At 70.7% G+C, this 22,356-nt stretch carries 19 protein-coding genes; 9 read left to right on the forward strand and 10 right to left on the reverse strand.

Annotated features, from left to right (window positions below; genetic code table 11):
* Positions 1–58 precede the first annotated feature (58 nt).
* From ABZ707_RS04370 to ABZ707_RS04400, 7 genes are all read right to left on the reverse strand, one after another.
* Positions 59–1,135 carry an ABC transporter permease gene (locus tag ABZ707_RS04370; protein ID WP_360167522.1) on the reverse strand — a complete coding sequence of 359 codons (1,077 nt, stop codon included), beginning with the start codon at positions 1,133–1,135 and terminating at the stop codon, positions 59–61.
* On the reverse strand, positions 1,132–2,667 hold the full coding sequence (locus ABZ707_RS04375; RefSeq protein ID WP_360167525.1) for a sugar ABC transporter ATP-binding protein: 1,536 nt from the start codon (positions 2,665–2,667) through the stop codon (positions 1,132–1,134). The genes ABZ707_RS04370 and ABZ707_RS04375 overlap by 4 nt, the downstream gene beginning before the upstream one ends.
* Before the next feature lie 400 nt (positions 2,668–3,067).
* A complete protein-coding gene (locus tag ABZ707_RS04380; protein WP_360167528.1) occupies positions 3,068–4,249 on the reverse strand; it encodes an ROK family transcriptional regulator in 1,182 nt (393 codons plus the stop codon).
* Between the two features lie 371 nt (positions 4,250–4,620).
* The gene (locus ABZ707_RS04385; protein WP_360167531.1) at positions 4,621–5,298 is read right to left on the reverse strand and encodes a GntR family transcriptional regulator; all 678 of its coding nucleotides are present in this window, start codon (positions 5,296–5,298) and stop codon (positions 4,621–4,623) included.
* Between the two features lie 93 nt (positions 5,299–5,391).
* The gene (locus ABZ707_RS04390; protein WP_360167534.1) at positions 5,392–6,339 is read right to left on the reverse strand and encodes a beta-ketoacyl-ACP synthase III; all 948 of its coding nucleotides are present in this window, start codon (positions 6,337–6,339) and stop codon (positions 5,392–5,394) included.
* 114 nt (positions 6,340–6,453) lie between these two features.
* Entirely contained in the window at positions 6,454–6,600 is a 147-nt protein-coding gene (locus tag ABZ707_RS04395) for a hypothetical protein (RefSeq protein ID WP_360167537.1), read from the reverse strand.
* A complete protein-coding gene (locus tag ABZ707_RS04400; RefSeq protein ID WP_360167540.1) occupies positions 6,563–7,930 on the reverse strand; it encodes an OFA family MFS transporter in 1,368 nt (455 codons plus the stop codon). Before ABZ707_RS04400 ends, ABZ707_RS04395 begins: the two co-directional genes overlap by 38 nt.
* A gap of 191 nt (positions 7,931–8,121) precedes the next feature.
* Between ABZ707_RS04400 and ABZ707_RS04405 the strand changes: the two genes are divergently transcribed.
* The 6 genes from ABZ707_RS04405 to ABZ707_RS04430 all read left to right on the forward strand — a co-directional run bounded on the left by ABZ707_RS04405 (position 8,122) and on the right by ABZ707_RS04430 (position 15,728).
* Positions 8,122–9,093, forward strand: coding sequence for a 2-dehydropantoate 2-reductase (locus ABZ707_RS04405; RefSeq protein ID WP_360167543.1), 972 nt, complete (start codon positions 8,122–8,124; stop codon positions 9,091–9,093).
* Between the two features lie 125 nt (positions 9,094–9,218).
* Positions 9,219–11,144 (forward strand): molybdopterin-dependent oxidoreductase, encoded by a 1,926-nt coding sequence (locus ABZ707_RS04410; RefSeq protein WP_360167546.1) that lies wholly within the window; start codon positions 9,219–9,221, stop codon positions 11,142–11,144.
* Between the two features lie 6 nt (positions 11,145–11,150).
* A complete protein-coding gene (locus ABZ707_RS04415; RefSeq protein ID WP_360167549.1) occupies positions 11,151–13,061 on the forward strand; it encodes an NAD(P)H-dependent oxidoreductase subunit E in 1,911 nt (636 codons plus the stop codon).
* Entirely contained in the window at positions 13,058–13,915 is an 858-nt protein-coding gene (locus tag ABZ707_RS04420; RefSeq protein ID WP_360167552.1) for a 2Fe-2S iron-sulfur cluster-binding protein, read from the forward strand. The genes ABZ707_RS04415 and ABZ707_RS04420 overlap by 4 nt, the downstream gene beginning before the upstream one ends.
* Positions 13,916–13,958: 43 nt before the next feature.
* Positions 13,959–14,798, forward strand: coding sequence for a formate dehydrogenase accessory sulfurtransferase FdhD (fdhD, locus tag ABZ707_RS04425; RefSeq protein WP_360167555.1), 840 nt, complete (start codon positions 13,959–13,961; stop codon positions 14,796–14,798).
* Positions 14,799–15,026: 228 nt separating this feature from the next.
* Positions 15,027–15,728, forward strand: coding sequence for an alpha/beta hydrolase (locus ABZ707_RS04430; RefSeq protein ID WP_360167558.1), 702 nt, complete (start codon positions 15,027–15,029; stop codon positions 15,726–15,728).
* A gap of 100 nt (positions 15,729–15,828) precedes the next feature.
* On the opposite strand, the gene ABZ707_RS04435 is transcribed toward ABZ707_RS04430, so the two are convergent.
* Positions 15,829–16,890: a bile acid:sodium symporter family protein gene (locus tag ABZ707_RS04435; RefSeq protein WP_360167561.1), complete on the reverse strand. Its 1,062-nt coding sequence runs from the start codon at positions 16,888–16,890 to the stop codon at positions 15,829–15,831.
* Positions 16,891–17,016: 126 nt separating this feature from the next.
* Here ABZ707_RS04435 and ABZ707_RS04440 point away from each other — a divergent pair, with 126 nt between their 5' ends.
* From ABZ707_RS04440 to ABZ707_RS04450, 3 genes are all read left to right on the forward strand, one after another.
* The gene (locus ABZ707_RS04440) at positions 17,017–17,898 is read left to right on the forward strand and encodes a LysR substrate-binding domain-containing protein (RefSeq protein ID WP_360167564.1); all 882 of its coding nucleotides are present in this window, start codon (positions 17,017–17,019) and stop codon (positions 17,896–17,898) included.
* Positions 17,899–18,159: 261 nt separating this feature from the next.
* Positions 18,160–19,959 (forward strand): AMP-binding protein, encoded by a 1,800-nt coding sequence (locus tag ABZ707_RS04445; protein WP_360168423.1) that lies wholly within the window; start codon positions 18,160–18,162, stop codon positions 19,957–19,959.
* Between the two features lie 101 nt (positions 19,960–20,060).
* On the forward strand, positions 20,061–20,891 hold the full coding sequence (locus ABZ707_RS04450) for an aldo/keto reductase (RefSeq protein ID WP_360167567.1): 831 nt from the start codon (positions 20,061–20,063) through the stop codon (positions 20,889–20,891).
* A 92-nt stretch (positions 20,892–20,983) separates the two neighbouring features.
* Here ABZ707_RS04450 and ABZ707_RS04455 read toward each other — a convergent pair whose 3' ends face one another.
* Together ABZ707_RS04455 and ABZ707_RS04460 are read right to left on the reverse strand one after the other, a co-directional pair.
* Positions 20,984–21,964, reverse strand: coding sequence for an AraC family transcriptional regulator (locus tag ABZ707_RS04455; RefSeq protein WP_360167570.1), 981 nt, complete (start codon positions 21,962–21,964; stop codon positions 20,984–20,986).
* A 47-nt stretch (positions 21,965–22,011) separates the two neighbouring features.
* Positions 22,012–22,317 carry a 4a-hydroxytetrahydrobiopterin dehydratase gene (locus ABZ707_RS04460; RefSeq protein ID WP_360167573.1) on the reverse strand — a complete coding sequence of 102 codons (306 nt, stop codon included), beginning with the start codon at positions 22,315–22,317 and terminating at the stop codon, positions 22,012–22,014.
* Positions 22,318–22,356: the final 39 nt, after the last annotated feature.

Below are 22,356 nucleotides of genomic sequence, written 5' to 3' on the forward strand. Positions count from 1 at the left end.
GACGGTTCAACCCTTCAGTTAGGGCGGTACAACGGATGGCGGTGCGGGTGGTGCGAGGTCAGGCCTCGCCGTTGCGCGCGGTGCGGCGCTGGACCAGTACGGCGGCGACGATGATCGCGCCCTTGGCGATCTGCTGGACGTCGCTCTGCAGGTTGTTGAGCGCGAAGATATTGGTGATGGTGGTGAAGACCAGCACACCGAGTACGGAGCCGACGATGGTGCCCCGGCCGCCGCTGAGCAGCGTGCCGCCGATGATGGCCGCGGCGATCGCGTCGAGTTCGTACAGGTTGCCGTTGGTGTTCTGTCCCGAGCCGGCCAGCACGACCAGCAGGAAGGCCGCGATACCGCAGCAGAGACCCGAGAGGAGGTACAAGTAGAGCCGCTGCCTGCGGACATCGATACCGGCGAGGCGGGTGGCCTCCGCGTTGCCGCCGACCGCGACGGTGCGGCGGCCGAAGGTGGTGCGGTTGAGCACCAGCCAGCCGATGACCGTGACGGCCGCGAAGACCAGCACCAGCGGCGGGATCCCCAGGATGTACGAGTCGCGTACACCGAGGTCGAGGACCGACTGCACGGTGACGATCTGGGTCTGGCCGTCGGTGATCAGGAGGGCCAGGCCCCGGGCGGAGGCGAGCATCGCGAGTGTCGCGATGAACGGCACCATCCCGCCGTACGCGATCAGCAGCCCGTTGACCAGACCGCAGCCCAGACCCACGAGGACGGCCGTGAAGAGAATGCCGGCGAAGCCGAACTCCTGGGTGGCCAGTGTGGTCGCCCACACCGAGGACAGTGCCACGATCGCGCCGACCGAGAGGTCGATACCGCCGCTGGTGATGACGAACGTCATGCCGACGGTGACCACACCGATGACCGACGCCTGGGTGAGGATGAGCTGGAGGTTGTTCGTGTCCAGGAACTGATCGGGCTTGGTGATTCCACCGACGACGGCCAGAGCGAGGAGCACACCCAGCAGGGAGAGGTTACGGACGTCCAGACGTAGCCCGAGGGGTCGCCGGCCGCCCTTCCCGTCCTGGGACTTGTCGGCCGTGCCGGACTGCGCGGGCGGCGTGTGCGGCTCGGCGGCGGCTGCCGCGTCGGGCCCGCCCTGCTGTGCCTCGGAGGCAGGCTGTTTCATGGCGTCGGGCTCCCTTCCATCACAAGGTCGAGTACACGGTGCTCGTCGAGCTCCTGGGCCGGCGCCCGGTGGACGACCTGGCCCTCGCGGAGCACCAGCACCCGGTCGGCGAGGCCCAGGACTTCGGGGACCTCACTGGAGACGAGAAGTACGGCCAGGCCCTCGTCGGCCAGCCTGCGGATCACGGCGTACAGCTCGGCGCGCGCGCCGACGTCGACACCGCGAGTCGGTTCGTCGAGCAGCAGGACCCGGCAGCCGCGCAGCAGCCAGCGGGCGAGGACCGCCTTCTGCTGGTTGCCTCCGGAGAGGGTGCGGATGCGCGCCTCCGGATTGTCGGGCCGCAGCGAGAGCTCCCGGGTGGCCGTCCGGGCCGCCTTCCGCTCCGCCGCGTGGTCCAGCCAGCCGGCCCGTGAGAAGCGGGAAAGGGTCGACACCGACACATTGCGGGTGACCGATTCGAGCATCAGCAGGCCCTGCGCCTTGCGTTCCTCAGGGGCGAGCCCGAGGCCCGCGCGGACGGCGGCGCGGACGCTGCCGGGCCGCAGCGGGGTGCCGTCGACCAGCACACGGCCGGCGGTGGGCCTGCGCGCACCGTAGATCGTCTCCAGGATCTCGGAGCGCCCGGAGCCGACGAGCCCCGCGAGACCGACGATCTCGCCGGGCCGCAGTTCGAGGTCGACCGGGGCGAACTCCCCTTCCCTGGCGAGTCCTTCGACCCGGAGCACGGGCTCGGCGCGGGCGGCGCCGGTGTCGGCGGCGGGCCGCTCGGGGAAGACGTACTCGACGTTCCTGCCGGTCATCAGGGCGACGACCTCGCGGGTCGGCGTCTCCTTCGCGGGCAGCGCGACGGCCACGGTGCGTCCGTCCTTGATGACGGTGACACGGTCGCCGATGCGCCGGATCTCCTCAAGCCGGTGGGAGATGTAGATGACGGCCACACCGTCGGCGGTGAGTGTGCCGACGACACGGAAGAGGTTGTCGACCTCGTCGGGGTCGAGGGCCGCGGACGGTTCGTCCATCACGATGAGCCGCACGTCGTGGGAGAGGGCGCGGGCCATGGAGACGATCTGCTGCTGGGCGGCGGACAGCGATCCGACGGGCCGGTGTGCCTGGATCTCGGGGTGGCCGAGCCGCTTGAGCAGCGCGGTCGCCTCCGACCTGGCCTCCCGGCCCTTGACCACGAAGCCCGCGGTGGTCGGCTCGTGTCCGAGGAAGATGTTCTCGGCGACCGACAGGCCCTCGACCAGGTCGAGTTCCTGGTAGATGGTCGCGATACCGAGCCGCATGGCGGCGATGGGCGACTTGAGCGTGACCGCTTCGCCGCGCCAGGTGATCACACCGCCGTCGGGCTGGTGGGCCCCGGCGAGCACCTTGATGAGGGTGGACTTGCCGGCACCGTTCTGGCCGAGCAGGCAGTGGACCTCGCCCGCCTGGACCTCCAGGTCCACACCGTCGAGGGCGCGGACACCGGGGAATGTCTTGGTGATACCGGACATGGTGAGCAGAAGGGTTTCGGGTGGTGCTGGTGCCATGGCGTATCCCCTCGGCGGATGCGGCCGTTGAGCGGGCAGGGCAGAACAGGGCAGGGTGGACGGATGCAGGGCGGGACCAGGTGCGGCGGAGCTGTCGTACGCGTGCGGGTGACGCGGTCGTACGGGTGCGGTGATGCGGCTCGTGCAGGTGGTGCGGCTCGTGCAGGTGGTGCGGCTCGTGCAGGTGGTGCGGCTCGTGCAGGTGGTGCGGCTCGTGCAGGTGGTGCGGCTCGTGCGCGTAAGGCGTTGTGATGGTGGTGCGTTGGTGCGGGTGGTGCGGCTCGTGCGGGCGGTGCGTTCGGAGCGTTCTCACAGGTGGTGCGTTGGTGCGGTGGTGCGGTTCTCACAGGTGATGCGTTGGTGCGGTGGTGCGGCTCGTGCGCGTGGTGCGCCACCGGCGTCAGGCCGGCGAGAACAAGTGGTCGCTGATGAGCCGGGCGGCGCCGGTGACCCCGGCGGCCGGTCCCAACTCGCCCAGGACGATGGGCAGATTGCCGGTGGCCAGCGGCAGGGACTGCCGGTAGACCTGGGTACGGACGCTGGCGAGCAGTGTGTGGCCGAGGCCCGTGACCCCGCCGCCGATCACCACAAGCCCCGGGTTGAAGAAGCTGACCAGTCCGGCGATGACCTGGCCGACCCGGTTTCCGCCCTCGCGGATCAGGTCGAGCGCGGTCTCGTCACCGGCGGCCGCGGCTGCGGCGACATCCACCGCGCTGAGCCGGCCGGCCGTCTCCAGCCGGCCCGCCAGCTCGGGTGAGCGTCCGGTACGGGCGGCGTCCTCGGCGTCGCGGGCCAGCGCGGCGCCGCTGAAGTACGCCTCAAGACAGCCTCTGTTGCCACAGGCGCAGGCGCGGCCGTCCGACTCGACCTGGATATGGCCGATGTCACCGGCGCTGCCGGTCGTGCCCCGGTACACCTCACCGCCCACGACGATCCCGCAGCCGATGCCGGTGCCGATCTTGATGCAGAGGAAGTCGCCCACGGAGCGTGCGACGCCCGCGTGCTGCTCGCCCATCGCCATCAGATTCACATCGTTGTCGACCATGACCGGGCAGCCGAGCTCCTGGCTGAGCGCCTCCCGTACCGGGAAGCCGTCCCAGCCCGGCATGATCGGCGGCGCGACCGGGACGCCTTCGGGGAACCGGACGGGTCCCGGCACCCCGATCCCGGCACCGTCGAACTCGTCCGCGAGACCGGAGACCTTGAGCTTGGCCGCCATCGCGAGCACCTGCTCGAAGATGGCGACGGGCCCCTCCCGGACGTCCATCGGATGGTTGAGGTGCCCCAGCACCTCCAACTCCGCGTTGGTCACGGCCACATCGATGGAGGTGGCGCCGATGTCGACACCGAGGAAGCGCAGGGCCGGCGCCAGCCGGATGTTGTGGGAGCGGCGCCCGCCACGTGAGGCGGCGAGTCCGTCGGCGACCACCAGGCCGGTCTCCAGCAGCCGGTCGACCTCGACGGCGAGCTTGGAGCGGGAGAGATCGACCTGATCGCCGAGCTGCGCGCGGGAGTTGGGGCCGCCGTCGCGCAACAGACGGAGCAGCCGCGCCTGGTGCGCGTTCGCGGGTCGTGCCGTCATACGTCTCACGCGCCCCTCCCCGCCTTCTCGGCTCTGTTGTCGGGCTTTCGAGGGGAACGTAGCAGCGCTTGACCGCAGTGGGAAGAAGTTGCGCGGGAATCTGTCCCAACTTTCTCCACACCCAGGACAAAGAAGAGCCGAGGGTCCCCCCATGGGCGACGGGAGGCGGAGCCGGACAGGACGGCCGGGCGCCGAGGGGGGCGCCGGGGCCGGTGGCGGGAGGCCGGAGCCGGACAGGACAGCCGGGCGCGGAGGGGGGGCGCCGGCGCCCGTGAGGGGAGGGGGCGCGGCCGGCCGCACCGGAGATCACCGGACGGCCGCCGCGCGCTGTGCGGTGACGGGCCCAGGAGCGCCCCGGTCACCGCCGGGGGTCAGGACTTTTCGCGCTGGTGATAGGTCGTGCGGGTGTGCTCGGTGTGCGCCTTCATGACCTCGGTGGCGCGCCGCTCGTCCCGTGCGGAGATCGCGGCGATCAGCTCCCGGTGCTCGATCCAGGACTGCTTGCCGCGCTGGCGGGCGACCGGCGTGTAGTACCAGCGGACCCGGCGGTCCACCTGGGCGGCCAGCTCCGCCAGTACGACATTGCCCGCCAGCTCCATCACCTTGGCATGGAAGGCGGCGTTGGTGGCGACCGTCAGATCCACGTCGTCGTCCGCCACCGACTGCTCGCCCTGCGCGCACAGCGCCTCCAGCGCGGCGATTCCCGCCGTGCCGGAATTGGCGGCGGCGAGCCTCGCGGCCTCCGCCTCCAGGAGCGTACGGACCGACAGGAGCTGGTCCGCCTCGTCCTCGGTCGGCTCATGGACGAAGGCGCCCTGGGCCGGACGCAGATCGACCCAGCCCTCCGTGTTCAGGCGCTGGAGGGCCTCGCGCACGGGCTGCCGGGACACGCCGAGATGACCCGCGAGCTCACTCTCGACCAGATGCTGGCCCGGCTGCAGCGCCCGGGTCGTGATCAGTTCGAGCAGGGCCTCGTAGACACGCTCACGCAGAGGCCCTGGTCGTTCGAGCTTGGGCACGGCTCCCTGTGCCAATTTTGCGGACAACATCGTCGGTCCCCCTCGTGGCCGGCAGTGCCAATGACTGTATCGATCGGATCAAGACATTGGCTATCGTCTACAGTCTACCGAGAGCTAGGGCTTTCATGGGCAACGGATGACCTGCCCCGCGTAGGAGAGGTTGCCTCCGAAGCCGAAGAGCAGGGTGGGCGCGCCCGACTCGACCTCTCCGCGGTCCACGAGTTTGGACAGGGCCATCGGAATCGACGCGGCGGACGTATTACCCGATTCCACCACATCTCGGGCGATTACCGCATTCACGGCGCCAATCTTCTGTGCGACCGGCTCGATGATGCGCAGATTCGCCTGGTGGAGCACGACGGCCGCGAGCTCCTCGGGCGTGACACCGGCGCGCTCGCAGACCTTGCGCGCGATGGGCGGGAGCTGGGTCGTCGCCCAGCGGTAGACGGACTGCCCCTCCTGGGCGAAACGCGGCGGGGTGCCCTCGATCCGTACGGCGTGCCCCATCTCCGGCACCGAGCCCCAGAGCACCGGGCCGATCCCCGGCTCCTCCTCGGCGCCGGTCGCCACGACAACCGCCGCGCCCGCGCCGTCGCCGACGAGCACACAGGTCGAGCGGTCGGTCCAGTCGGCCACCCCGGCCATCTTGTCGGCCCCGATGACCAGCACCCGGGAGGCGGAGCCCGCCCGGACGGCGTGGTCGGCGGTGGCGAGGGCGTGGGTGAAGCCCGCGCACACGACATTGAGGTCCATCACCGCGGGCGAGCCCATGGAGAGCCGGGCCGCGACCCGGGCGGCCGTGTTCGGCGAGCGGTCGATCGCGGTGGAGGTGGCGACCAGGACGAGATCGATGTCCGCCGGGGTGAGGCCGGCCGCGGCGAGCGCCTTGGCGCCCGCGTGCGCGGCCAGCTCGTCCACGGGCTCGTCCGGGCCGGCCACATGACGGGTCCTGATCCCGACCCGGCTGCTGATCCACTCGTCGCTGGTGTCCACCATGGCCGCCAGATCGTGGTTGGTGAGCACCTTCGCGGGCTGATAGTGCCCGAGCGCGGCGATACGAGTGCCGGTCATGCCCGGGACCCCCTCTGCTGTCGACGTCAGGAGTCCTCCAGTCTCGTCAGCGACCCACCGGTACGGAGACAGGTGAACCGACAGGATTCGTCGGCGCCGCTTGGAGACTCCGCATCATCTGGTGAACAGCTGTGCGGCCTTGAGGACCAGCTCATACACACCGTACGCGAGCGGGGCCCCCACCCAGAGCCAGGCGAAGACGATCAGAGGGGTGCGCCGGGACTCAGGCGTGGTGCCGCTGCTCGCTGGTGACGTGGTCATCTGCTGCCTCCCTCGGGGCGGGAACGTGATGGCGCGGGTTGACGGGCCTGACGAGCTCATTGGCGACAAAGCCGACGACCAGCAGCCCGATCATGATAGTGAACGAGAGTCCGTAGAGACCTGACCCGCTCTTGCCGGCCTCTTCCTGGCTGTCCGCGACCCAGTTGACGATGAGCGGGCCGAGGACTCCCGCGGTGGACCAGGCGGTGAGCAGCCGGCCGTGGATGGCGCCGACCTGGTAGGTGCCGAAGAGGTCCTTGAGATAAGCCGGAATGGTGGCGAAGCCGCCTCCGTAGAAGGACAGGATCACCAGGGCGCAGATGACGAACAGCGGCTTGGAGGAGTCACCGAACCGCGCTATCAGCAGATACATCACGGCGCCGACGCCGAGATAGACCCGGTAGACGTTCTTGCGGCCGATCAGGTCCGAGGTGGAGGACCAGCCGATCCGGCCCGCCATGTTCGCCGCGGAGAGCAGGGCGACAAAGCCGGCCGCCGCGGACACGGAGACGGGGGTGTCCGTGTCGGCGAAGAAGTCGGTGATCATCGGAGCGGCCTTCTCCAGCACGCCGATGCCCGCGGTGACGTTCATGCACAGCACCACCCACAGGCACCAGAACTGCGGGGTGCGCACGGCGGACCTGGCCGAGACCTGGGCGGTGGAGATCAGTGAGCCGGCCGGGGGCGTCGCCGCCGGGGCCTTCTCCCGCCGGTCCTCCGGCCTGGGAACCCTGGGAACGCGGACCAGCAGGACGCCGAGCGACATGAACACCGCGTAGACCAGTCCGTGCACCAGGAAGGCGAGGGCGATGCCCTCGCTGTCGGAGCCGAACGACTCCAGCATCTGGGCGGACCACGGCGAGGCGATGAGCGCACCGCCGCCGAACCCCATGATGGCGATGCCGGTGGCCATGCCGGGCCGGTCCGGGAACCACTTGATCAGCGTGGAGACGGGCGAGATGTAGCCGATGCCGAGGCCGATCCCGCCGACGAATCCGTAGCCGAACACGATCAGCCAGTACTGCTCGGTGGCGGCGCCGAGCGCCGCGAGCAGGAATCCGGAGGAGAAGCAGCAGAGGGCGACGGTCATGGCCCAGCGGGGCCCGTTGCGTTCGACGAGCGTGCCGCCGAAGGCGGCCGACAGGCCGAGCATCACGATGCCCAACTGGAAGGGGAGGGCGCTCTGTGTGCCCGAGAGGCCGAGCGCGGATTCGAGCGGGGGCTTGAACACGCTCCAGGCGTAGGCCTGGCCGATCGAGAGGTGCACCGACAGCGCGGCGGGGGGCACCAGCCAGCGACTCCAGCCGGCGGGGGCGATTGGTGGGGTCATGGTCTCGAACTCTAAGAAGCCGACCGACCGGTTGGGAAGATCTTCAACCGAGTTTGCCGACTGCATACCGAACGGAAGCCTTGTCGGGCAGAACTCCATACTGTAGACAATATATCGTCGACACAGAGCGTGACCCTTCCCTCCCTCCTCGGTACGGCCTCGGACCCTCAAACCGAACGGAGAGTCCCACAGTGAAAGTCGCAGTTGTCGGCGCCGGTGCGATCGGTGCCTATGTCGGAGCAGCTCTCGACCGAGCGGGCGCCGACGTCCATCTCATCGCCCGTGGACCGCACCTGACGGCCATGAGGCAGCACGGAGTCCGGGTGTACAGCCCGCGGGGCGATTTCACCGCGCATGTGCACGCCACCGACCGGCCGGAGGACATCGGACCGGTCGACTATGTGTTCCTGGGGCTGAAGGCGAACTCCTACGCGGCGTGCGGGCCGCTGATCGCGCCGCTGCTCCAGGACAAGACGGCGGTCATCGCCGCCCAGAACGGCATCCCCTGGTGGTATTTCCACGGCCACGGCGGTCCGCATGACGGCCAGCGCGTCGAGAGCGTGGATCCCGGCGGCTCGGTCAGCGCCGTACTGCCGCCCGAGCGTGCGATCGGGTGCGTGGTCTACGCGGCGACGGAGCTTGAGGGGCCGGGGGTCGTACGGCACCTCGAAGGCACCCGCTTCTCCATCGGCGAGCCGGACCGCTCGATCTCCGAGCGGTGTCTGGAATTCAGCGATGCCATGCGGACGGGTGGCCTGAAATGCCCCGTCGAAGCCGAGTTGCGCAATGACATCTGGATCAAGCTCCTCGGCAATATCTCCTTCAACCCGATCAGCGCCCTGACCCGCGCGACCATGCGGGAGATGTGTCTGCACCGCACCACGCGCGAGGTCATCGAGCTGATGATGACGGAGACCCTGCGGGTGGCCGAGGCACTGGGCTGCCGGCCCGACATCTCCGTCGAGCGGCGGCTGGCCGGCGCAGAACGGGTCGGCGACCACCGGACCTCCACACTCCAGGACCTGGAGAAGGGCAAGCCCCTGGAGCTGGACGTCCTGCTCGCCGCCGTCGTGGAACTCGCCGGGATCACCGGGGTGCCGGTGCCCACGCTCCGCACGGTGGACGCCATCTCGGACCTGCTGGCCCGGGGCGCCGCCGCCTGACACTCCGTCCGACAGGCGGGCACCAGCCAATCCCGTTCACGGGGTTCCGCTGCGTGCCCGCCTACAGAATACTGTATGCAATGGGCGCGGGCGCAGCAGGCCATCACCCCTGAGGAGAACGCACCGTGAAGAAGCGAGACCGCACGCCGAAGACCTATGCCCGTATCACCCATCCGATGGTGCGGGACGAGAAGGGCGGCCCGTTCCGCAGGGCGACCTGGGACGAGGCGCTGGACCGGGCAGCCGAGGGCCTGCGCGCCGCGCGCGGCGCGTTCGGGATGTTCTCCTGCGCCAGGGCCACCAACGAGATGAACTATGTGGCGCAGAAGTTCGCGCGGGTGGTGATGGGCACCAACAACGTGGACTCCTGCAACAGGACCTGTCACGCGCCGAGTGTGGCCGGCCTCTCCGCGGTCTTCGGATCCGGCGGCGGCACCTCCTCGTACGGGGAGGTCGACCACACGGACCTGATCGTGATGTGGGGCTCCAACGCGCGTTTCGCGCACCCGATCTTCTTCCAGCATGTGCTGCGGGGCATCAGGAACGGCGCGCGGATGTACGCCGTCGACCCGCGCCGCACCTCCACCGCCGAATGGGCGGAGAGCTGGCTCGGGCTGAACGTCGGCACCGACATCCCGCTGGCCCACGCGGTCGGCCGCGAGATCATCCACGCGGGCCTGCACAATGTCTCCTTCATCGAGCGCGCGACCTCCGGCTTCGAGGAGTACGCCGCCGAGGTCGAGCCGTGGACCCTGGCGGTGGCCGAGAAGGTGACCGGCGTGCCGGCCGAGGCGATCCGCGAGCTGGCCCACGCCTACGCGCGGGCCGAACGGGCCCAGCTCTGCTGGACACTGGGCATCACCGAACACCACAACGGCACCGACAACGTACGGGCGCTGATCAATCTCTCGCTGCTCACCGGGCACGTCGGGCGCTATGGCTCCGGTGTGCAGCCGCTGCGCGGCCAGAACAACGTGCAGGGCGGCGGCGACATGGGCGCCATCCCCAACCGGCTGCCCGGCTTCCAGGACATCCTGGAGCCCGCGATCCGGCAGAAGTTCGAGACCGCGTGGGACACCGTCATCCAGCCCCACTACGGGATGACCCTGACGGAGATGTTCGAGGCGATGGAGACCGGCGACCTCAGGGCCGTCTACTGCATCGGTGAGAACCCGGCCCAGTCGGAGGCGGACAGCGAGCAGGCCGTCCAGCGGCTGCGCGAGCTCGACTTCCTCGTGGTGCAGGACATCTTCCTCACCAAGACCGCGGAGCTCGCCGACGTGGTGCTGCCCGCCACCGCCGCGTGGGCGGAGACGGACGGCACCACCACCAACAGCGAACGCCGGGTCCAGCGGGTGCGCAAGGCCGTCGAGCCGCCGGGCGAGGCCCGCGAGGACATCGACATCATCTGCGATCTCGCGGGCCGCCTCGGCCATCCCTGGAAGTACGCCGACGCCGAATCGGTCTGGAACGAGCTGCGTTCGGTCTCGCCCGACCACTACGGCATGACGTACGAGCGGCTGGCGGAGCACCAGGGAATCCAGTGGCCCTGCCCCGACACCGAGAAGCTCGAACCCACCTATCTGCACGGCCGGCTGTGGGACCCGGATCCCGCCAGGCGCGGCAGGCTCGCGCCGTTCGGCATCGTCAAGCACGATCCGCCGGTCGATCTGACGGACGATCAGTACCCGATCAGGCTCACCACGGGACGCCGGCTGGACTCGTACAACACCGGTGTGCAGAGCGGGAGTTTCGCCTCCCCGCTGCGCCGCGGCGAGTATGTCGAACTGTGCCCGGAGGACGCCGAGCGGTACGGCGTGTCGGTGGGCGAGGAGGTACGCGTCAGCTCGCGGCGGGGCACCGTCCTGGCGCCCGTCTGGGTCGACCCCGGACTCCGTCCCGGCCTGGCCTTCATGACCATGCACTTCCCGGACGAGGTGGACACCAACCAGCTCACCATCGAGGCCAATTGCCCGATCGCGGGCACGGCGGAGTTCAAGGCGTCCGCGATCCGGATCGAGAAGCTGCCCGTGGCAGCCGTGAGGAGCTGAGACTCTGTGGACCTGCACTTCGGCGACAGCAAGCCGACGGACGAGGAGCGGGCGGCGGTCGACGCGCTGCTCGGCCCGCCCGAGTCGGCCTGGGAAGGCGCGGACGACCGTACGGACACGGATCTGCGCTGGGCACGGGGCGGCCGCGAGGCACGCGAGCGGCGCGACCTGCTGTTGCCGGGGCTGCACGCGGTCAACGACCGGGTCGGCTGGATCAGCGAGGGCGCGCTGGACTACCTCTGCCGGCGGCTGACGGTGCCGCCGGCGGAGGCGTACGGCGTCGCCACCTTCTACGCGATGTTCGCCGTCAAGCCGCGCCCCGCGAAGGTCCTGCACGTCTGTACCGACCTCGCCTGCGCGAGCCGCGGCGCCACGGCGCTCCGCGCGGGCCTGGAGGAGCGCCTGGGAGCGGCGGGTTCGGCCGCGGGCGGCGTCGTGTGGCAGCCGAGCCCCTGTCTCGGCCTGTGCGAACGCGCTCCGGCCGCGCTCGTCATCCAGGCGGGCACGGGCGACCCGGCCGGCACGGCGCCACCGAAGACCCCGCCCGGGGAGCCCGGAGCGCGGCCCTACGCCACGGCCGTCATCGCCCCCGCGACCGCCGAGGCGCTCGTCCTCGCGGCGTCCGCGCCCGAGGCCGCCCCAGCGGAACCGGCCGCCGTGATGGCCGTGCCGCAGGCCGGACAGCCCGGACTGACCCTGCTCGGCCGGGTCGGCGTCGTCGATCCGGCCAGCATCGACGACTACCGCGCCCACGGCGGCTACACCGCCCTCAGGAACGCCTTCGCCCTCGGGCCCGCCGGGGTGATCCGCGAGGTCACCGACGCCGGTCTGGTCGGGCGCGGCGGCGCGGCGTTCCCCACCGGGCGCAAATGGCAGGCCACCGCGGCGGCGCCGGAGCGCCCGCACTATCTCGTCTGCAACGCCGACGAGTCCGAGCCCGGCACCTTCAAGGACCGGGTGATCATGGAGGGCGACCCGTACGCGCTGATCGAGGCGATGACCGTCGCCGGATACGCGGTCGGCGCCCGGCGGGGGTTCCTCTATCTGCGCGGCGAATACCCGCGTGCCCTGCGGCTGCTCCGGCACGCCATCGACCAGGCACGCGCCCGGGGACTGCTCGGTGACGACATCCTCGGCCAGGGCTACGCCTTCGACATCGAGATCCGGCGCGGCGCCGGCGCCTACATCTGCGGCGAGGAGACCGCGCTGTTCAACTCCATCGAGGGCTATCGCGGGGAGCCGCGCTCCAAGCCGCCCTTCCCGGTGGAGAAGGGGCTCTTCGGCAAGCCGACGGCCGAGAACAACGTCGAGACCCTGATCAATGTGCTGCCCATCCTGACCGGCGGCGCGCAGGCGTACGCGGCGATCGGGACAGCCCAGTCGACCGGTCCCAAGCTGTTCTGTGTCTCCGGGAATGTGGAACGTCCCGGAATCTACGAGCTGCCGTTCGGCGCCACCCTCGGCGAGCTGCTCGATCTCGCGGGAACACCCGGCGAGGTGCGGGCGATCCTGCTCGGCGGCGCCGCGGGCGGCTTCGTACGGCCCGACGAGCGGGACATCCCGCTCACCTTCGAGGGGACCAGGGCGGCCGGCACCACGCTCGGATCCGGAGTGGTGCTGGTCCTCGACGACAGCGTCGAGCTGCCGCGGATCCTGCTCCGGATCGCCGAGTTCTTCCGCGACGAGTCCTGCGGGCAGTGCGTGCCCTGCCGGGTGGGCACGGTCCGCCAGGAGGAGGCCCTGCACCGGATCGTGGACCGCACCGGCGCGGCGGCCGCCGGTGACATCGCCCTGCTGCGTGAGGTCGGGCGGGCGATGAAGGACGCCTCGATCTGCGGTCTGGGACAGACCGCGTGGAACGCCGTCGAATCCGCCATCGACCGTCTCGGTGTCTATGAATCAGGGAGTGCCACGTGACCGCCGTACCTCTGGGGCCACCGCGCCGGCTCGTCGAGTTCACGCTCGACGGCCAGGAGACGCGGGTGCCGGAAGGCTCAACGATCCTCGACGCCTGCCGGGCGGCGGGCAAGGACATCCCGACGCTCTGCGAGGGCGACACGCTGACGCCGAAGAACGCCTGCCGGGTGTGTGTCGTCGAGGTCGAGGGTGCCCGCACGCTCGCACCGGCCTGCTCCCGCCGCGCGGAGGCGGGCATGGACGTCCGTACGGACACCGAGCGGGCCCGGCACAGCCGGAAGATCGTCCTGGAACTCCTCGCCTCGTCGACGGATCTCTCGACCACGCCGGGGGCCGCCGAGTGGATCAAGGAGTACGAGGCGGAGCCTGCCCGCTTCGGCCCGGACGCCGCCCGGCTGAACGAAGAGCCCAAGATCGACAATGATCTGTACGTCCGCGACTACGACAAGTGCATCCAGTGCTACAAGTGCGTCGACGCGTGCGGCGAGCAGTGGCAGAACTCCTTCGCGATCTCCGTGGCGGGCCGTGGCTTCGACGCCCGTATCTCCACCGAGCACGACGCGCCGCTCACCGATTCGGCCTGTGTGTACTGCGGGAACTGCATCGAGGTCTGCCCGACAGGGGCGCTCAGTTTCAAGTCCGAGTTCGACATGCGCGAGGCGGGTACGTGGGACGAGTCGGCCCAGACGGAGACGACCACGATCTGCGCGTACTGCGGCGTCGGGTGCAACCTGACACTGCACGTACAGGACAATGAGATCGTGAAGGTCACCTCTCCGCACGACAACCCAGTGACACACGGCAACCTCTGCATCAAGGGCCGTTTCGGCTACCAGCACGTACAGCAGCGCTGACCGGGCCGGTCGCGCTGTATCGAGACGAGTAGGACTGATCACCATGGGACGGGTCACCGAGCGCCGCCGCACCATCCGTATCCGGGACGGAGCCATTACGACCCGTCCCGACACCCTGGTGGCCGAGGAGCCACTGGAAATCCGGCTGAACGGCAAGCCGCTCGCCATCACGATGCGCACACCGGGAGACGACTTCGCGCTCGCTGCGGGCTTCCTGGTGAGCGAGGGAGTGCTCGCGCACGGCGCCGACGTGCAGTCCATCGTGTACTGCGCCGGGGCGAAGGACGACGGCTCGAACACCTACAACGTGGTCGATGTACGGCTCGCGCCCGGGGTCCCCGTCCCGGACATCACGCTGGAGCGCAATGTCTACACGACCTCGTCGTGCGGACTGTGCGGCAAGGCCAGCCTGGACGCCGTGCGGACCACCGCCCGCTTCCCGATCGACGACACTCCCCCGGTCCGGGTGGAGCCCGCTCTGCTCGCCGGCCTCCCCGACCGGCTGCGGGCGGCACAGCAGGTCTTCGACCGGACCGGGGGCCTTCACGCGGCGGCCCTGTTCTCGGAGGACGGCGAGATGCTGGACATCCGGGAGGACGTCGGCCGGCACAACGCGGTCGACAAGCTCGTGGGCCGCGCGCTGCGGCAGGACCTGCTGCCGCTGTCCCGGGCGATCCTGCTGGTCTCCGGCCGGGCCTCGTTCGAACTGGCGCAGAAGGCCGTGATGGCGGGCATCCCGGTGCTGGCGGCGGTCTCGGCCCCCTCGTCCCTCGCCGTAGATCTCGCCGCGGAGACCGGGCTGACGCTGGTCGGCTTCCTCCGGGGCCCTTCCATGAACGTGTATGCGGGCGACGAGCGCATCGCCTTGCACACCGGGGTGTGACCGTCCCCGCTGCACGGGAAAAGGGACCCGGCCGGCGGGGAGCGCCCCCTGCGCCGGCCGGGTTTCTCCGGGCAGCCACACCCGCCCCTCACCGGTGAGGGGGAGGCCGCGACGGCCTCCCCCGGCCGGCCCCCGGGGCCACCGGCGCTTTGCCTGATTCGAGCCCGCCGGGTCCCGGCCCGCAGTCCCGGGCCGTGCGCTGTCAGACCGCAGCGCTACGTTCCCACCATGACTGAATTCGTACTGGTGGCGGGCGCGTGGCTCGGGTCGTCGGCGTGGGACGAGGTGGTGCCCGAGCTGCGTGCGGCCGGACACGGCGCCCACCCGCTGACGCTCTCCGGCCTCGCCGACAAGCGACAGGTGACGGCCGGGCAGCAGACCCATGTCCAGGACATCGTGGGCGAGGTCGAGCGCCTCGGTCTGCGTGAGGTCGTCCTGGTCGGGCACAGCTACTCGGGCATCCCGGTCGGTCAGGCCGCCGAGCGGATCGGCGACCGGCTGGCCCGCGTGGTGTTCGTGGACTCCAATGTCCCGGTCGACGGCGAGTCGTTCCTCTCCGGCTGGCCGGAGGGCCGGGCGGCGGTGGAGGCTTCGATCGCCGAGCACGGCGGCTTCTGGGCCCCGCTGACCGCGGCCGACTACGAGGGCCAGGGTCTCACCGACGCGCAGATCGAACGGATCGTGGCCGGCTCGACCCCGCATCCGGGCGCCACGCTGACCGAGCCCGCCGTGCTGACGCGCCCGCTCGGCGAGCTTCCCGCGACCTACGTCAAATGCCTCCTCGACGGCGCCGAGCCGAGCGCCGAGGTGGCCGAGCTGCTGAAGAGCGAGCGCTGGCGGCTGGTCGAGATGGACACCGGCCACTGGCCGATGTTCTCGCGCCCTCGCGAGCTGGCGCGGATCCTGCGCCGCTCGGTCGGGGACACCTGACACCCGGCCCGTCGGCGGCCCCGGTCAAAGGCGCGTACCGCCCTGACCTGGCCGCCACCGGGCCACCGGAGGTTACGGACCCGTGGTGTCGCGCGCGGAGTCAGCGCAGCGCGGCGGACCGGGCTTCGGGCCTGTCCCGTGCCCTCTCGCCGCGGACCGGTTCGTCGGCGGCCGTCCCGCCCGGCAGCGGATCGCGCGAGCGGCGCTTCGCGATCACCGCGCACACCATGAGCTGCATCTGGTGGAAGAGCATCAGCGGCAGCACGGCCAGGCCCGCCTGCGCGCCGAAGAGCACGCTCGCCATGGGCAGCCCCGCCGCCAGGCTCTTCTTCGACCCGGCGAACTGGAGCGCGATACGGTCCTCCCGGACGAAGCCCAGGCGTTTGCCGCCGTACCAGCTCAGCGTCAGCATCACCGCGAGCAGCACCCCCTCGACGCCCAGCAGCGCCGCCAGCCGGGCCGGGGTCACCTGGTGCCAGATGCCCGCGACCATGCCCTCGCTGAACGCGGTGTAGACGACCAGCAGGATCGAACCGCGGTCGACCACACTCAGCATCCTCTTGTTCCGGCCGAGGAATCCGCCCACCCAGCGGCGGAGCGCCTGCCCCGCCGCGAAAGGCAGCAGGAGCTGCGCCCCGATCTTGACCAGCGAGTCACCGGAGACCCCGGCCTGACCGCCGCCGATCAGCAGCGCCGCCAGCAGCGGCGTGATCACGATGCCCGCGAGGCTGGAGAAGGACCCCGCGCAGATCGCGGCGGGCACATTGCCGCGCGCCATCGACGTGAAGGCGATCGACGACTGAATCGTCGACGGCACCAGACACAGGAAGAGCAGCCCGTCGTAGAGCCGCGGTGTCACGACGACCGGCACCAGCCCCCTGGCGGCGAGGCCCAGCAGCGGGAAGACCACGAAGGTGCAGGCGAGAACGGCCGTGTGAAGCCGCCAGTGCTTCAGCCCGTCGAGCGCCTCACGCGTGGAGAGCCGGACTCCGTACAGGAAGAACAGCAGCGCCACCGCGCCGGTCGACGCTCCCCCCGCCACCTCGGCGGCAGCGCCGGAGGCCGGCAGCAGCGCCGCGATCGCCACGGTCCCTGTCAGCGCCAGCAGGTACGGGTCGACGGGCAGCCAGGACGGCGGACGTGGCGTACGGCGGCGGTTCATGTGCTCCACTACTGGTTCTCGGTACAGGACGTGCCTCCCCATCGTCCACCGGAACCCCTTGATCGGGAATCCCGCACACCGCGCTGACTGTTATCGCGTACCCCGATAACGCCGTAACCTGCCGTTGTGTACGACCCCGGACAGCTACGCACCTTCCTGGCCGTCGCCCAGACCCTGAGTTTCACTCAGGCGGCCCGCCGGCTCGGGCTGCGCCAGTCCACGGTGAGCCAGCACGTACGGCGGCTGGAGGAGGCGACGGGCCGTCTTCTCTTCACCCGGGACACCCATGGCGTGGAGCTGACCGAGGACGGTGAGGCCATGCTCGGTTTCGCCCGCACCATCCTGGCGGCCCACGACCGCGCGGCGGCCTTCTTCACCGGCACCCGGCTGCGTGGCCGGCTCCGTTTCGGCGCCTCCGAGGACTTCGTCCTGACCCGGCTTCCGGAGATCCTGGAGACCTTCCGGCGCGACCATCCGGAGGTCGATCTGGAGCTGACCGTCGGGCTCTCCGGTCTTCTGCACGAACAGCTCGCGGCCGGCCGGCTCGATCTGGTGCTGGCCAAGCGCCGTCCCGGCGACATCCATGGCGAGCCGGTCTGGCAGTCCACCCTCGTCTGGATCGGGGCGCCGAAGCTGCGCCTCGACCCCGACCGGCCCGTCCCGCTGATCCTCTTCCCGCCGCCCGGCATCACCCGCGCCCGCGCGCTGGAGGTGCTGGAGGCGCACGGACGGCCCTGGCGCATCGCCTGTACGAGCGCCAGCCTGAGCGGACTGATCGCGGCGGCGCGCGCGGGCCTGGGCGTGATGGCCCACACCCGGGGGCTGATCCCGCCCGGCCTCACCCCGGTCTCCGCGCGGGCGGGCCTGCCCGACCTGGGCGAGGTGGAGTTCGTCCTGCTGCACGGGCGGGGCCGGGGGCACACGGCGGCCCAGGAGGCCGCGGACGCCCTGGCCGCGGCGATCCTGGCGGGCGGCGACCGGCTGCACCGGCCGGCCGCCGGAGGCTGAAGGACCCTCCGGGTGGCGGGGCCCGCGTGACCGCGGCGTACGGATTCGGTGGAGATTCCCCCGCCACCTCCTTACTCTTCGGTCAGAAGAGTGAGCGGTCCCCGCTGGTCCGGCCCTGTTTGCCGCTCTGACCTGTGGAAACACGCCTCAGCACCGGTTCCGCCCAGGCCCTCCCGCCGGGCCGCGCGGTGGGGTACCGTCACCGGCGCTGTGCGGAGCACCACAAGGAGCAAGTCATTGCGCGAGTTCACCGTCCCGCCCCTGGAGGCCGCGCCCCACATCGGTGGGCTCGCGGATGCCGTGTTCGATCACGCCCTCGACGATCCGCACCGGGTCGCGCTGGGCCGCAAGGACGAGCAGGGCCAATGGCGGGACGTGACCTCCGCGCGGTTCCGTGACGAGGTGCTCGGGCTGGCCAAGGGGCTGCTGGCGCACGGCGTCCGGTTCGGCGACCGGATCGCGATCATGTCCCGTACGCGTTACGAGTGGACGCTCTTCGACTTCGCGCTCTGGTCCCTCGGCGCCCAGCCCGTCCCCGTCTATCCCACCTCGTCGGCCGAACAGGTCTACTGGATGCTGCACGACGCCGAGGTCTCGGCATGCGTGGTCGAGCACGAGGACCACGCGATGACCGTCGGCTCCGTGATCGACCGGCTGCCACGGCTCAAGCGGCTGTGGCAGCTCGACGCGGGCGCCGTCGAGGAGCTGCTCGCGGCGGGCGCGGACATCGACGAGGAGATGGTGCACCGGCACCGCAAGGCGATCACGCCGGACTCGGTGGCCACGGTGATCTACACCTCGGGTACCACCGGCCGCCCCAAGGGCTGTGTGCTCACACACGCCCACTTCATGTACGAGACCGACACGGTCATCAACCGCTGGGAGCCGGTCTTCCACTCGCGGCGCGGCGACGAGGCGTCGACGCTGCTCTTCCTGCCGCTCGCCCATGTCTTCGGGCGGATGGTCGAGATCGCGGCGATCCGGGGCCGGGTGAAGCTGGGCCATCAGCCGGAGCTGCGCGCGAGCGCCCTGCTGCCCGATCTGGCCGCGTTCCGGCCGTCGTTCATCCTCGCCGTGCCGTACATCTTCGAGAAGGTCTACCACGCGGCGCGGCGCAAGGCGGAACGCGACGGCAGGGCCGGGCCCTTCGACAAGGCCGTGGAGGTGGCGGTGCGGTACGCGGAGGCGATGGAGCACCGCGCGTTCGGGCTCGGTCCCGGACCGTCCGCCGCCCTGCGGATGCAGCACCAGTTCTTCGAGAAGGCCGTCTACAGCAAGGTGCGCGAGGCGATGGGCGGCCGGGTGCGGCACGCCTTCTCCGGCGGCTCCGCGATGGACCGGCGGCTCGGACTCTTCTTCGAGGGCGCCGGTGTCACGATCTTCGAGGGGTACGGCCTCACCGAGTCGTGCGCGGCGGCCACGGTCAACCCGCCCGAGCGCACCCGCTTCGGCACGGTGGGGCTGCCGATCCCGGGCACCACGGTCCATATCGGTGCGGACGGTGAGATCTGGCTGCGCGGCGGCCTGGTGTTCTCCGGGTACCTCAACGACACGAAGTCCACGGACGCCGTGCTGCACGACGGCTGGCTGGCCACCGGCGATCTGGGGGCGCTCGACGAGGACGGGTATCTCACCATCACCGGGCGGAAGAAGGAGATCCTGGTGACCTCCGGCGGCAAGAGCGTCTCGCCCGGCGCCCTGGAGGAGCGGGTGCGGGCGCATCCGCTGGTGGCCCAGTGCATCGTGGTCGGCAACGACCGGCCGTACATCGCGGCGCTGATCACGGTGGACCAGGAGGCCGTCGACCACTGGCTGTCCGTGCAGGGCAAACCCCCGCTGAAAGCCTCCGAGTTGGTCCGTGACCCGGATCTGGAGACGGAGGTCAGGCGCGCGGTGGTGGCGGCCAACACGGCGGTGTCCCAGGCCGAGTCCATCCGTACGTTCCGGATTCTGGCGCGTCCGTTCAGCGAGGAGCACGGACTGCTCACGCCCTCGCTGAAACTCAAGCGCAAAGCCATCGAGTCGGCGTACGCCGTCGAGGTCGACGCGCTCTACCGTTGAGATGCCACCGGCCACCGCCGGGGCACGACGGCGGGAATCCACCAGCCCTCGTGCTCGTTGTACGACCGAGAAACAACCGACGACGTTAGGATCGAATGCTCGTGAGCAAGGTCCCCACCCTCACTCTCAACAACGGCATCGAGATGCCCCAGCTCGGCTTCGGTGTCTGGCAGGTGCCGGACGACGAGGCGGCGCGGGCCGTGGGCACGGCGCTGGAGGCCGGCTACCGCAGCATCGACACCGCCGCCATCTACGGCAACGAAGAGGGCACGGGCAAGGCCATCGCGGCCTCCGGGACACCCCGTGAGGACCTCTTCGTCACCACGAAGCTGTGGAACCGCGATCAGGGGTACGACTCGACCTTGCGGGCCTTCGACACCTCGCTGAAGAAGCTCGGCCTGGACTATGTCGACCTCTACCTCATCCACTGGCCGATGCCGGAAGCCGGCACCTACACCGACACGTACAAGGCGTTCGAGAAGATCTACGCGGACGGCCGTGCCAGGGCCATCGGTGTCTCCAACTTCCACCCGGAGTATCTGGAGCGGCTGACCGGCGAGACCTCGGTGGTGCCTGCGGTCAACCAGATCGAGCTGCACCCGCAGCTCCAGCAGGCCGGGGTGCGTGCCTTCCACGCGGAGCACGGCATCGCCACCGAGGCATGGTCGCCGCTGGGCCAGGGCAAGGGTCTGCTCGATGTCCCGACCGTGGTGGCCGTCGCACACAAGCACGGCAAGACCCCTGCCCAGGTCGTACTGCGCTGGCACCTCCAGATCGGCAACGTGGTCATCCCCAAGTCGGTGACCCCGTCGCGGATCCGCGAGAACATCGACGTGTTCGGGTTCGAGCTGGACGCGGACGACCTGGCCGCGTTCGCCGCGCTCGACGAGGGCAAGCGGCTCGGATCGGACCCGGCGAACGTCAACCGCTGAACCGGTCGCGGAGAGCCGTGGCGCCGTCGGTCCGGCCGGCCGGCGGCGCCCACGACCACTGATGGGTGCGACGGCCCGTCAGCGGGCGCGGCTCATGGTCGGGGCGCGCTGCGCCCCGGCTCCGGTACCCCGGCCGGCTGGGCGCCGCGTGCCCGGTACTCCTGCGGGCTGACGCCCCGTACCCGCTTGAAGGCCGCGCTGAGCGCGAACGAACCGCTGTAGCCAACCTTCCGTGCCACCGACTCGACCGTCGCGTCCGTGCCTCGCAGCAGGTCGGCGGCCGTCGCGAGCCGCCAGCCGGTGAGATACGCCATCGGGGGCTCGCCGACGAGTTCGGTGAAGCGACGGGCGAGCCCGGCCCGGGAGATCCCGCAGGCGGCGGCGAGCGAGGCGACCGTCCAGGGGCGGGCCGGTTCGTCGTGCAGCAGCCGCAGGGCGCTGCCGACCGCCGGATCCGCCATGGCCCGGTACCAGCCGGGTGTCTCGGCGTCGGGACGCGAGAACCACGCTCTGAGAACGGCGATCAGCATCAGATCGAGGACCCGGTCGAGGACGACGCTCTGGCCTGGCTCGTCCCGCGAGATCTCGTCGTCGAGGACCGGCATCAGCGGCCCGTTCCACGCGTCGGCCGGCAACCGGAGCAGGGTGGGCAGGGCGTCCAGCAGCCGCCTGCTGACCTCGCCGTCCATCTGGTACGTGCCGATGAGCACGGTCGTACCGCCGTCCGGGGCGTTCCCCCAGGTCCGTACGCCCAGCCGCATGGACTGGGCGAGCGGCTCGCCCTCCAGGGTGTGGCAGACACCGCCGGGACCGATCAGGGCGCGCGGGCTGGTGGTCGGGCTGTCGGCGGTGATGTACGGCTCGGGGCCCCGGGCGATCGCGACGTCCCCCGGACGCAGCAGCACCGGTTCCCCGGTGTCGGGGACGATCCACACCTCGCCCCGGGTGACACACATCAGACAGAGCGGGGCGCGGTCCTCGATCCGCACGGACCACGGCGGCTCCATCACCATACGCAGCAGGAAAGCCCCCCGGGCCCGCGGTCCGTCAAGGAGTCCGGCGAGTACGTCCATGGTCACCAGCGTAAATGCAGCGGCGGGGCCGTCCGCCGCCCCACCGGTCAGTTCGCGCCGTGTGCCCCGGCGATCTCCTCGACGCGCCGCGCGAGCGTGAAGTCCCGTTCCGTGACGGCGTGTCCGGCGTCGTGGGTGTGGACGGCGAGCGACACCGTGTTGTAGCCCAGGGTCAGATCGGAGTGGTGATTCAGCTCCTCCTGGATCTGGGCGACATGGACGACCATGGCGGTCGCCGCGAAGTGCGTCCCGAGCCGGTAGGTACGGTGGATGCGACCGTCCTTCAGGGACCAGCCGGGAAGTCTCCGCAGCCGGTCCTCGGTCTCGCTCTGCGACAGCGGCTCGGTGGCCATGGTCTGGGCTCCTTCCGGGGCGGCACTGGTGCCGCCGAC

It is taken from the genome of Streptomyces sp. NPDC006923 (assembly GCF_040635655.1).
Lineage (GTDB): Bacteria > Actinomycetota > Actinomycetes > Streptomycetales > Streptomycetaceae > Streptomyces.

Excerpts from the sequence above, each read along its gene's own strand:
- ABZ707_RS04370 (WP_360167522.1), bottom strand. The coding sequence starts at position 1,135 with ATGAAACAGCCTGCCTCCGAGGCACAGCAGGGCGGGCCCGACGCGGCA.
- ABZ707_RS04375 (WP_360167525.1), bottom strand. The coding sequence starts at position 2,667 with ATGGCACCAGCACCACCCGAAACCCTTCTGCTCACCATGTCCGGTATC.
- ABZ707_RS04380 (WP_360167528.1), bottom strand. The coding sequence starts at position 4,249 with ATGACGGCACGACCCGCGAACGCGCACCAGGCGCGGCTGCTCCGTCTG.
- ABZ707_RS04385 (WP_360167531.1), bottom strand. The coding sequence starts at position 5,298 with ATGTTGTCCGCAAAATTGGCACAGGGAGCCGTGCCCAAGCTCGAACGA.
- ABZ707_RS04390 (WP_360167534.1), bottom strand. The coding sequence starts at position 6,339 with ATGACCGGCACTCGTATCGCCGCGCTCGGGCACTATCAGCCCGCGAAG.
- ABZ707_RS04395 (WP_360167537.1), bottom strand. The coding sequence starts at position 6,600 with ATGACCACGTCACCAGCGAGCAGCGGCACCACGCCTGAGTCCCGGCGC.
- ABZ707_RS04400 (WP_360167540.1), bottom strand. The coding sequence starts at position 7,930 with ATGACCCCACCAATCGCCCCCGCCGGCTGGAGTCGCTGGCTGGTGCCC.
- fdhD (WP_360167555.1), top strand. The coding sequence starts at position 13,959 with ATGGGACGGGTCACCGAGCGCCGCCGCACCATCCGTATCCGGGACGGA.
- ABZ707_RS04430 (WP_360167558.1), top strand. The coding sequence starts at position 15,027 with ATGACTGAATTCGTACTGGTGGCGGGCGCGTGGCTCGGGTCGTCGGCG.
- ABZ707_RS04435 (WP_360167561.1), bottom strand. The coding sequence starts at position 16,890 with ATGAACCGCCGCCGTACGCCACGTCCGCCGTCCTGGCTGCCCGTCGAC.
- ABZ707_RS04455 (WP_360167570.1), bottom strand. The coding sequence starts at position 21,964 with ATGGACGTACTCGCCGGACTCCTTGACGGACCGCGGGCCCGGGGGGCT.
- ABZ707_RS04460 (WP_360167573.1), bottom strand. The coding sequence starts at position 22,317 with ATGGCCACCGAGCCGCTGTCGCAGAGCGAGACCGAGGACCGGCTGCGG.